The organism is Salinactinospora qingdaonensis, assembly GCF_039539445.1.
GTDB classification, from domain to species: Bacteria; Actinomycetota; Actinomycetes; order Streptosporangiales; family Streptosporangiaceae; genus Salinactinospora; species Salinactinospora qingdaonensis.
Genome location: NZ_BAABDD010000056.1, coordinates 1 through 9,382 on the forward strand (window position 1 = coordinate 1; position 9,382 = coordinate 9,382).

At 68.1% G+C, this 9,382-nt stretch carries 6 protein-coding genes; all 6 read right to left on the bottom strand.

The annotated features are described in order from the left end of the window. Window positions 1-836: 836 nt before the first annotated feature. Window positions 837-2,975 (bottom strand): carbohydrate-binding module family 20 domain-containing protein, encoded by a 2,139-nt coding sequence (locus tag ABD848_RS24615; RefSeq protein ID WP_344977518.1) that lies wholly within the window; start codon window positions 2,973-2,975, stop codon window positions 837-839. 485 nt (window positions 2,976-3,460) lie between these two features. After that, window positions 3,461-4,768 carry an ABC transporter substrate-binding protein gene (locus tag ABD848_RS24620; RefSeq protein ID WP_344977520.1) on the bottom strand — a complete coding sequence of 436 codons (1,308 nt, stop codon included), beginning with the start codon at window positions 4,766-4,768 and terminating at the stop codon, window positions 3,461-3,463. A gap of 66 nt (window positions 4,769-4,834) precedes the next feature. After that, window positions 4,835-5,908 (bottom strand): branched-chain amino acid ABC transporter permease, encoded by a 1,074-nt coding sequence (locus ABD848_RS24625; RefSeq protein WP_344977523.1) that lies wholly within the window; start codon window positions 5,906-5,908, stop codon window positions 4,835-4,837. A 2-nt stretch (window positions 5,909-5,910) separates the two neighbouring features. Beyond that, window positions 5,911-6,762, bottom strand: a complete 852-nt coding sequence (locus ABD848_RS24630; RefSeq protein WP_344977526.1) for a branched-chain amino acid ABC transporter permease — start codon at window positions 6,760-6,762, stop codon at window positions 5,911-5,913. 22 nt (window positions 6,763-6,784) lie between these two features. After that, entirely contained in the window at window positions 6,785-7,504 is a 720-nt protein-coding gene (locus tag ABD848_RS24635) for an ABC transporter ATP-binding protein (RefSeq protein WP_344977529.1), read from the bottom strand. Next, a complete protein-coding gene (locus tag ABD848_RS24640) occupies window positions 7,497-8,291 on the bottom strand; it encodes an ABC transporter ATP-binding protein (protein ID WP_344977532.1) in 795 nt (264 codons plus the stop codon). Before ABD848_RS24640 ends, ABD848_RS24635 begins: the two co-directional genes overlap by 8 nt. Between the last annotated feature and the right edge of the window lie 1,091 nt (window positions 8,292-9,382).

A 9,382-nucleotide genomic window follows, 5' to 3' on the forward strand; every position in this document is an offset into this window, starting at 1 on the left:
CGGTCTGGCGGTGCCTCCGGTGCCCGGTGACACCACCCCCCGGATCATCGATGACAGGGGGGACCAGTCCTGCCGGGCCCGAAGGCCGGGAGTTCCCTTGCGGAACTCCCTAAAAGGTAATGGGGGGGTATGCCGGTGGGGTGGTGGCTGAGAACACGCCGGAACCCGCCGAGCCGCCCCGTCTGCCCGGTTGCGGTGGTGGCTCCCCGCCTGCCTTGTCGTGGTGCTCGCCCCCTGGTTGCCTCGTCACGGCGTCGACCCCGCTCTCGCCTGCCCGGTTGTGGTGGTGGTCTCGTTCCCGTCTGCCCGGTTGCGGCGTCGGCCCCGGCCTCCGCCTGCCTTGTCGTGGTGGTGGCTCCACGTGGGCCCCAGCCCCCGTCGTGACACCCGTGCCACCTCAGGCACAGCCCGCCCCGGGCTGCTGAGATCGCGAAGCGGTCGAGGCACGAGCGGCGGGAAACCCCGCACGCTCTCCCCAGACCGAAGCCACACCCCGCCACATTGCCCCTGGGGGGCGACAGCGGACACGCCCCTCATCGCGCCCACCCTCGCCCGCACCGACCTTTTCAAAAAACAACAACCTAGCCGGTGTGGGCCGAGCGGGACCGTCCGCTCGGCCCACACCGGAAGCGGCGGGAGCGCGGGGGCGGGGAAGGACGGGCGCCCCCGCGCCACCAAAGCGGGGGATGCACGGGGCGTGCCGCGGGGGATGCGGCGGCACGCCCCCACCGCGGCGCCGTTGGCAGCGCGTCGCGGTGGGCCGGGAAGCGCAGGCGGGCGTGTCGCTTCCCGGCCCGCTTCGCTGTCATGAGGCGGGGCTCACCGGTGTCCCCGCGCTAGGACCAGGTGCCGGTGAGGGTCTGAGCGCACCCGCCGGCGTTGTCCTCGGCCGTGGCGCTGCGGTTGGCGCCGCTCTCCCATTCGACGGTGCCGTCGGTGGTGAGTTTGACGTACTTGTATTCGAAGGTGGTGTCGGCGGGCAGGTCGACAGTGGCCGTCCAGACCGGGTAGGTGTCGGCGGAGAGGTGGAGGCCGTTGGCGGGGTCCCAGGCGCCGAGTTCGGGGAGGCTGCCCACGACGTAGACCTCTTGGCCGTAGCTGGTCTCCACCGTGGCCTCGAACGACGAGGAGATGGTGCTGCACTCCGAGCCGCCGCCCGAGGTCTGGTTCCAGGTGTCGGTCAGCGTCGCCGACGAGCCCGAAACCGTGGCCGAGCGGTTCGGGTCGTTCTCCCATTCGAGGGTGCCGTCGGTGGTGAGTTTGACGTATTTGTATTCGAAGGTGGTGTCGGCGGGCAGGTCGAGGGTGGCCGTCCAGACCGGGTAGGTGTCGGCGGAGAGGTGGAGGCCGTTGGCGGGGTCCCAGGCGCCGAGTTCGGGGAGGCTGCCCACGACGTAGACCTCTTGGCCGTAGCTGGTCTCCACCGTGGCGTTGAAGGAGGTCGAGACGGTGTCGCCCTCCTCGCCGGGGTCGCAGCCTTCGGGGTCGGTGCAGCTTCCCAGCGCGTCCACGTGCAGCGCGAGCGCGCCGTTGGCCGGTACCTGCGCGGTCAGTGTGCCGCCCGAGACCTCGTAACTGTTGGGGGAGTCGCAGGTGTCGTCGACGAAGGTGCCGTTGGCGACGTCGCAGTACTCGCCGTCGGGCAGGTTGGTGTCGAAGGTGGCGTTCCACGCGCTGCCGGTGGCGTTGAAGGCCGCGAACCCGCTGGAGCCGCGGGTGAAGGCCAGTTGCCCGCTGTTGCCGCTGTGCCAGTCGCCGGCGCTGGTGCCCTCGACCGCGTTGTGGAAGCCCACCATGCCGGCGACGTCGCGGTGCTCGCAGACCCAGGCGGAGTCGTCGCAGTCTGTGGCCAGGGTGGTGCCGTCGGAGGCCATCGGTGGCCCCTGATCGGTGCTGCCGGACCAGTCGTAGCTCGACATCACTTTGGGGGTGCCGTAGGGGTGGGCCAGCAGGAACGACTGTGCCAGGTCGTAGCGGGCGCGGTCGTTTCGGTGGGTCAGGATGGGGTCGCTGCGCTGGGTGTCGTGGTTGGCCACGAAGACCGAGGCGGCGTCGCCGCCGATGCTCATGCTCGACCCCAGGCTCGACAGCCCGCTGAGGTTGCCGTCGGCGAAGGCGTGGCTGACCGAGCGGTGGTAGTCGAACTCGGTGACGTCGCCGTCGCCGGTGTACTCGCTTTCGGAGATGGCGCTGTCGGCGATGACCTCCTGGTAGATGTAAGGTGCGCCGCCCCAGTAGGGCACCTCGTCGAGCTGGCTGCGCACGGCGCTGATGTCGGCCGGCGCCATGTGTTTGGCCGCGTCGATCCGGAAGCCGGCCACCCCCAGAGAGATGAGTTCGTTGAGGTACCTGGCCTCCATCTCGCGGACGTAGCTGGTCTCGGTCTTGAGGTCGGACAGTCCGACCAGTTCGCAGTGACGCACTTCCCACGGGTCGCCCCAGTTGCTGATATCGCTGCGGCAGTCGTGGAAGTCCTGGCTGCTGTAGCCGTACTGGCCGTCGCCGAAGAGGTCGGCGTAGCTGTACTTGTCGTAGGAGGAGCCGGCGCTGCCGTCCCCGCTGTCGATCGAGCCGGTGCCGGTCATGTGGTTGAGGATCGCGTCGACGTAGATCTTGACGCCGACGTCGCGGCACCGGGTGACCATGTCGACGAAGTCGGCGCGGGTTCCGCGTCGCGTCTGGTCGATCGTGTAGGAGACCGGCTGGTAGTCCTGCCACCAGGGGTACCCCTCGTCGGGGAGCACCACGTGCTCTTGGGGCGGGGAGACCTGAACCGCGCCGTAGCCGTTGGGGCCGAGGACGTCCTCGCACTCTTGGGCCACTGACTCCCAGCGCCACTGGAACAAGTGCACGATCGCGTCGCCGTTGGCTGTCGCGGCTTGGGCTGGTTTGCTCTGTACGAGGGGCGGCAGGGACAGCAGGGCGAGGCCGAGGAGCATCACCAGTCCAGCCGCCAGGGATCTGCGAACCGTCATCACACTCTCCTGAACGGGGGATGGCGGTGGCGCTCCCGCCATGAGAGAGCGCCACACGCCTGAAAATCTCTGCAAGCTTTACAAGAACTTGCATTGAGTGATGAAGGTAACAAGGTCGCGTTGATTTGTGAACGTCCCGCGTCGCTGCCGTTGCTCCCTCGTTTCGCCCTATAGAAAGTCGGGTTGAGCAGCAGAAATATCGCGTTTTGTCGGGGGTGGCCTCTCCTGGGGGGCTCTCTGGCATCGTGTTGACCAGCGAATTTGTAGCGCACGTGAGTGAGAAAGGTTCAGAAAGAAATTTCAGACCTTGTGGTGACTGTTCGTTGGTGGCGCTTGTGCTCGCGCCGGCCCCCGTGACCGTGCGGCGCTCCCACCGAGCATTGCTGCCTGCCCCTTCCGTCCTCACACACGACACGGCCGGGCGCGGAGCGCGGCATACGCCGCAGCCCGCACCCGGCCGCGGGGAAGGGCGGCCCGCGAAGGGCCTACTCGGTGAGGATGTCGATCTCGCGCGGGGTGGGCCGCTCCAGGTCGAAGGACTCCAGCGGCCCCTCGCCACGGTCGGTCACCATGGGCTCTTGCAGGATCTCAGGCGTGCCGCCGGCGTTGAACTGGCTGACAAAGGCGCCGTCGTAGCCGGCGTGGTCATCCTCGGTGGCCACGAACGGCACCAGCCCGGGGCCGGAGAAGTCGTTGGAGTTGACCGCGTCGAGCAGGCTCTGGCGCGTCGGCTCGGGACCGGCCGCCTCCAGCGCACGGGCGAACTGGGTGGCTTGCACCATGCCGTAGAGCATGGTGTTGGTGAAGGGCTCCTCGACGCCCATCTCCTCGTGCACCTTGCGGTAGAAGGTGATCCACGGGTCGTCGCTCATGGTGATCTGCGGCAGGTAGCCAGTACTGATCATGCCGTCGAGCATCTGGTCGGCGGGCAGGTTCTCGCCGCCGAACTCCTTGAGCAGCCCCATCAGCGTCGCGGTGTCGGCGCCGATGCTGCTGACCACGAACTGCGGTTGCCAGTCGATGGCCTGGGCCTCCAGCATCGCCAGTGCGGTGAACGCCGGGATGCACGAACACACCAGCACCTCGACCCCCGCGTCCTTCAGCTCGGCCATCTGCGGGCTGATGTTGGTGGAGCTGGACTCGTAGCTTTGCTGCGAAACCACGTTGTCGGACAGGTACTGGTCGAGCCCGGCCCGAGAGTCGGTCCCCACATCGTCGTTCTGTTGTAGGTAGCCCACCTTGGCGTCGGGGAAGTTCTCGGCGATGAAGGCGCCCTGGACTTTCGACTCCTTGGTGTAGTCGACCTGGTAGCCGTAGGTGAGCGGGTACTCTTCGGGCTGGTTCCACATCAGCGCCCCCGAGGAGACGAACAGGTCGGGCACCCCCTCCTCATTGAGGAAGTCCAAGACCTTGGAGTGCGTGGGCGTACCCAGACCGCCCACCATCGCGAAGATCTCCTCGCGTAGCACCAGATCCCGGGTGACCTCCACGGTTCGGGTGGGGTCGTAGCCGTCGTCCTCGACCACGTACTCGATCTCGCGCCCGTGGACGCCGCCGTTTTCGTTGATGTAGTCGTAGACCGCCCCTGCCCCGATGGAGATCTGGAGGTAACCGGGGGCGGCCGGTCCCGTCAGCGGCTGGTGCGAGCCGATCACGACCGTGTCTTCGGTGACACCGGGTGCCACGTCGAGCTCGCTGGAGCCGGTGTCCTCGACGTCGCCCGCCCCGGCACAGGATGTCAGCAGGAGGGTAGCCGCGCCTGCGGCGGCGATAGTGAGCTTTCGTGATTGCATTGCTGTTCTCCCGACGGTGATTAGGGATGGTGGAGCCAGCGGCGTTGGCGGCCACCGGTGTGGGCGTCAACGGCGTTGCCACCGGCGACGGAGGCGGCTAAGGGCGCCTTGGATGCCTTGCGGCCATGCGAGAACGACGGCGATGAGGATCACGCCGTACAAGACGATGGGCAGGTTGTTGGAGACCTTGCTCTCCAGCTCCAGAGCGTCGGCCAGCGTTTCGCCCCAGACCTCGAAGTAGACCAGCGCGAGCGCGCCCCATAGCGCCCCCCAAAGGCTGCCCATGCCCCCGAGAATGAGCGCGGCCAGCAGACTGAGGCTGAGCACAACGCTGAACGAGCTTGGGGTGGCCGTGCCCAGCAGGTATGCCTGGAGTCCGCCGGCGAGCCCGCCGCAGCCGGCGCTGATGACGAACGCGACCACCTTGGTGCGGCCCACCTTGATTCCGGCCAGGGCGGCGGCACTCTCGTCGTCGCGGATCGCCCGCATCTGGCGGCCCAAGCGCCCCTTGCTGATGGTGGCCAGCGCGACCAGGGCCAGCAGAACCGCCAGCCAGACCGCCCACGCCTGCCAGCGCGTGTCGGGGATGACCCCCGCGAGCGCCGGCGGCGCGCCTCGGGTGGAAAACGACAGTCCGTTGCTACCGCCGAGCACCTCGGGGAAGCGCAGGGCGACCGCCGGCAGCCCCACCGCCAGCGTCAGTGTCGCCCCGGCCAGGTAGGGACCGTGCAGTCGCGCGCTCGCCGCGCCCACCAGCACACCGGCCACACAGCTCGCCACGACCGTGATCACCAGGTTCAACCACAGCGGCACCATCGGCACGTTGGTCACCAGCAGCGCCGTCGTGTAAGCGCCGATGAACATGAAAGCGCCGTGGCCCAGCGAGATTTGGCCGCTGAAGCCGACCAGCAGGCCCAGACCCGCCACTGCCAGCGTGTAGTAGCCGATACTGGCGATGCGCAGATCGGTCAGCGAGTCGGTCATCGAGGTGAGGGCCACCACCGCGGCGAAGGCGGCCAGCGCCCCCAGCAGGTGCCGGGCCAACAGCGGCATCGCGGCCCAGCGGGCGGCGATGCCGCCACGCTCGGGGGGAGCGCTCGGGGCGGGGGCCGCCCCGCGTTGTTTCACGGACGAGGCCATCGTTACACCTTTCGCGCCTGCGGTCGGCTGAACAGGCCATCCGGGCGGACACTGAGCACGAGTACGAGGATCACCAGCGCGGCGAGCGTCACCAGCTCCGGCCCGGCGTAGGAGGAGACGTAGGAGAGGCTCACGCCCAGCAGGAACCCGCCGAAGATCGCGCCGAAGGGGTTGTCGAGCCCGCCGACGACCGCCGCGGTGATGCCGTAGACGAACGCGGTGTCAAGGACGTTTGGGGACAGGAAGGGGGGCGCGGCCAACACACCGCCCAAGGCCCCGACCAGCGAGGCGATGCCCCACCCCACTGTCAGCATCAGTCCCACGCGCACGCCGACCATGCGCGCAACCTCTGGTCGGAAGGCCGCGGCGCGCATCCGCAACCCCAGCGGCGTCCAGCGGTACAGTGCCAGCAGCAGCACCGCCACCAGCAGCACCGAGCCCACCGCGAAGGCGTCAGCCGGGGAGAACATCCCCCGATAGTCCAGGGCATAGCCGAACGAGTGCGGCTCGTTCGACCAGATCATGCCTGCCGTTCCTTGCAGCGTGAGCAGCACGCCCAGCGTGATCACGATCGCGCTCAGCGGCGACTTGTTGTGCACCGGCCGGATGAGCAGCCGCTCGGTGAGCACACCCAGCACCAGCCCGGTCACTAGCGCCGAGCCGAACCCCAGCCAGTAGGAGCCGGTCGCTCCCGTGACGGTGTAGGCGACGTAGGCGGAGATGAGCGCGAGCGCCGGCTGGGCGAAGTTCACCACCCGCGTGGCCTGGTAGATGATGATCAGGGACAGCGCCAGCGCCGCGTATATCGCGCCATTGGCCAGTCCCGACAGCGTCAGGTTGATGAAGTGATCCACGGTTCGCTTTCCGTTCGCGTCCTCAAAAGCCCAGGTAGGCGTGGCGCATCTGGTCGTCGGCGAGCAGTTGCTCGGAGGTGTCGCGCGCGACGACCCGGCCCAGCCACAGCACGAGCCCGCGGTCGGCGACCGACAGCGCGCTCTGCGCGTTCTGCTCGACGAGCACCACAGTTAGTCCGGTGCGCTCCCGCAGATCGCGCAGCAGCCGCATGATGCGCTGCGTCACCAGGGGCGCGAGTCCCAGAGAGGGTTCGTCCAGGAGCAGTACGCGGGGCCGGGCCATGAGCGCCCTGCCGATCGCCAGCATCTGGCGCTCTCCCCCCGAAAGCGTGCTGGCCGGCCGCGACCGCCGTTCCCACAGCGGGGGGAACAGGTCGAACATCTCGGTGAGGGCGGCCGAGCGTTCGGCACGGTCCCGCTTCCACAGGCCCCCCAGCCGCAGGTTCTCCTCGACGGTCAGTTCGACGATCACACCCCCGCCCTCGGGTACGTGGGCGAGCCCGTGGTGGACGTGCTGCTCGGCCGGAGTGCGGGTCAGGTCTTTGCCGTCCAGCCACACCCGCCCGGAGTCGGCGCTCAGCAGACCGGAGATGGTGCGCAGCAGCGTCGTCTTTCCGGCGCCGTTGGCACCCAGGATCGCGTGGATCTCGCCCTCGGCCACATCAACCGTCACCGAGTCCACGGCGCGCACCGCTCCATAGGAGGTGACCAGGTCCTCCACACGCAGCAGGGGTTTACTCACCGTTGTCCCCCTCCGCTGAGGCGCCCAGGTAGGCTTCGGTCACCGCGGGGTCGGCGCGGATCTCATCGGGCGTGCCCGAGGCGATGACCTCGCCGAAGTTGAGGACCACGATGTGGTCGCACACCTCCATCACGAGGTCCATGTGGTGTTCCACCAGTAAGACCCCCATCCGTTCCCGGAAGGAGCGGATGTGCTCGCCCAACTCCCGGACCTCCTCGGCGGACAGGCCGCTCGCTGGTTCGTCCAGCAGCAACAGTTCGGGGTCGGCAACGAGTGCGCGCGCCAGGGCCACTCGCTTCTGCGCGCCCAGCGGCAGCATTCCGGGCAGGGCGTGGGCGAACTCCGCCACCCCGAACTCCTCCAGGGCTTTCATGGCGCGCTGCCGCAGCCTGCGCTCGTCACGCTGGAACCGGCCCAGCCCGGTCAACATCGACGCCATACCGACCTTGGAGAGCCGATCGGCGCCGACAATGACGTTGTCGAGCACCGGCATGTTGGCGAAGAGGTTCAGACCTTGGAGGGTTCGGGCGATCCGGAGGTTGGCGAGGTGGTGAGGGCGGTGGCCGCGTAGGGGCGAGCCTTTCCAACTGACAGTGCCCTCGTTGGGAGACACGATGCCGGACAAGACGTTGAACAGCGTGGTCTTGCCGGCGCCGTTGGGACCGATGAGGCCAACCACGGTCCCGGGGCTGATGCTGAGCCGCACGTCGCTGAGCGCCACCAGCCCGCCGAAGCGGACGGTTACGCCGTCAACCGCCAGGAGCGGATCGAGCGCGGTACTGGGCATGGGGCCTCTCTTCTCAGGGGCGGGGTTGGGGAACCAGCACGCTATGACACTGTGCTGAGGTCTGGATCACATACCGACTGGTTGGTGCGCTACTATGCTGGGTAACGTGCTCGCTGTCAAGGCCCTGTCGGGTGCACAAGCGGGATCGGATGCGCGTTGACCTCGAAATACGTCACCCTCCAGCCCTCCGGTCCCCTGTGTGTTGCCGGCGTCCCAGGCGGGGTTCACTACGTGGGGCGGCGCGCGAAGCCATGGGTTTGACCAGCGAAAACGCGGCTGCAGCCGGTTTTTGCTCCCACCTGCCCACCTGGCCAGAACCGGGTGGTCACCGCGAGTTCGAGTGCACCAATAGCCACAGAGAAACTCCGCAGCGTACGCATTGCGGCCCCGTAACGATGTAGGCCGATAGCTCTTTCGCTTGGGCGCGCCCGCCGTTCCCCACCGGGTGCGCGAACTCCGGCGTTGCCACCCGCCGGCCGGCAGGAAGGCGGGGGCCTAGGTTGTTGTCTTTTGAAAACGGCGGCGAGAGTGGGCGATGGGCGCACGCGGGTGGGCGTCCCCACAGGCTGCCGAGATCGCGAAGCGATCGAGGCGCGAGCGAACGGAGAACACTCCCCACAGCCCCGCCTCAGCCGTTCGAACAACAGAACCTAGCCGCACCGCTGCGCCAAGGGGCGTGTGGGGGCCGGCACCCTATGCCGGTTATGAGCGGATCATGTGACAGCGGCGAGGCTCGACGGCCGGAGGAGCGCCACGGCGGCGGTGGCGACGCCAGGAACCGTGACCGGCAGGCTGTCCCCAAAACGCCTCAGCCGTTTCGGGTACAGCGGGCCCCTACAACACTCCTCCCCTGGTCGTGTGTCCGCTCACGGGCACCTTCGCCGCTGCGCCTGCCCTCGCCCCACACGCTGAGGGGCGTGGCACAGCGTGCCACGCCCCAGGCAACGGATTACCGGCGGTGGTTAGATGTTTCCGGGGCCGGCGTTGTTGGTGACGATGCTGGGGATGTTGTTGGGGTTGTCGGTGGTGTAGGAGTAGGGGATCGGGTTGACGTTGCCGGAGGTTTCGGGACTTCCGGAGTTGTCGTAGAC